This is a genomic window from Eisenbergiella massiliensis (genome assembly GCF_003435485.1).
Genome location: NZ_QVLV01000055.1, coordinates 1 through 1633, shown reverse-complemented (window position 1 = coordinate 1633; position 1633 = coordinate 1). Strand labels below are relative to the sequence as shown.

The 1633-nt window shown below is 40.0% G+C and carries 2 protein-coding genes; both read right to left on the bottom strand.

Features of this window, described 5'->3' with window-relative positions; translation table 11 throughout:
- Positions 1-59: 59 nt before the first annotated feature.
- Complete coding sequence (locus tag DXC51_RS29210; protein WP_117546106.1) at positions 60-1334, bottom strand: IS110 family RNA-guided transposase; 1275 nt, start codon at positions 1332-1334, stop codon at positions 60-62.
- An 80-nt stretch (positions 1335-1414) separates the two neighbouring features.
- Positions 1415-1633 (bottom strand): hypothetical protein (locus tag DXC51_RS29860; protein WP_207660884.1); only part of this gene is annotated, 219 nt, incomplete at its 5' end.

Below are 1633 nucleotides of genomic sequence, written 5' to 3'. Positions count from 1 at the left end.
CACTAATCTAAGCTGTCAAGAAATGGCAACTTTTTGAAGTGTTGATTTTCGAAAATAATTTAAGAAGCTATTGGTTCTGGTGGTGGATATAATCCTTCACGTTGTAATAGCTTCATAGCCTGCTTGATAGCTTTTGTTTTTTGTTTTTCAAGTAAAGCTTCAGGCATATCGATTTTGTATAAGTCGCTTGGATTCCATGCTTCACCAGTTGATAACATCTGGTAGATTGCAGTAAGAATCATTCGAGCGACAGCAACTATGGCTCTTTTCTTGCCACGGCGTTTCATAAGAGATTCATATTTCTTTTTGTAGTAAGGAGACTTTTCGGATTTAACGGCTGCATGAGCACATTGTACCAATGCAGGTTTGAGGTAAACTCCAGCACGTGCGATCCGAACAGATTTCTTCTTGCCACCAGATTCATTGCTGCCAGGGACTAAACCAGCCCAACAGCATAAACGTTTAGAAGAACAGAATTGAGACATATCAATACCTGTTTCGGAGATGATAGTGATTGCACTATCACGTTTAACACCCGGAATAGTCATTAGGAACTGGATAGCATTTTCATAATCAGGATCAGAAGAAATCATAGATTCTATCATAGAGTCTACATCATTGATTTCAGCTGTGATATAATCCATATGTGCACGGACGAGGCGCATACGATATTTCTGGGAATCAGTCATCTGATATCCTTCAATGGATTCAATCACAGCATCTTCTTTGGATTTGAGACGTCTAAGAAGCTTAGAAGCGATTTCTTCATGATTGATAGAATTGTCAGCCTGCTCAAGCAGGTAATCAATAATGGATGTGGATGACTTCCCAAAGATATCGGAAACAACAGAATCTAAAGCGACATTACAAACAGTAAGCGCATTCTGATATCGATTCTTTTCACTGGAACGGCAGGAAACCAATTTGTAGCGATACCTTGTATATTCTCGTAAAATACGGATTTTCTTGCAAGGAATGTAGCTGCCTTTCACAAGTCCGAGACGGAACAAGTCCCCAATCCATTTAGAATCTTTGGTGTCATCTTTGTTACCCTTCACAGCTTTTACCCATTTTGGATTAGCAATGGTAACATTGATTTCATCTTCTAAAAGATTAAAGGCAGGAACCCAGTATTTCCCAGTGGATTCCATGCAGACATCATGGCAGTCATTTTCAAGAAGCCATTGCTTGAACTCAAGAATTGAGTGGTTGAAGGTGGAAAAACGTTTCTTTTGATAAGAAGGTTCGATACCACCAGTAGTCTTGACGATTGTGGCAACGAGAAATGATTTGTGAACATCGACACCACAACAGGTTAGGTAAGTAACTTTCATAGTCATACTCCTTTCGTGAAAAAGATAAGAAGCCATTGACTGAACTGCCACACAATTTAACCAAGGCGTTAAAACAATTCTTAGTGTACGGGCTCATGGCGCCACTTATTTGTGCTTGAAAAGGCAGGACTTACACTGATTAGTATGCTGTCTAAAACGAGAAAGAATTTACAACTCCTCCTCCCGTGCTTTGTAGTGTAGCTTCTTGAAGCTATTATCTCATGGAGTGGAGGGCTTGAAAATCTTTCATTACTATTTGTGCCGCGCCCGAAGGCGCGCGGAATGGAGATTAGTATGAA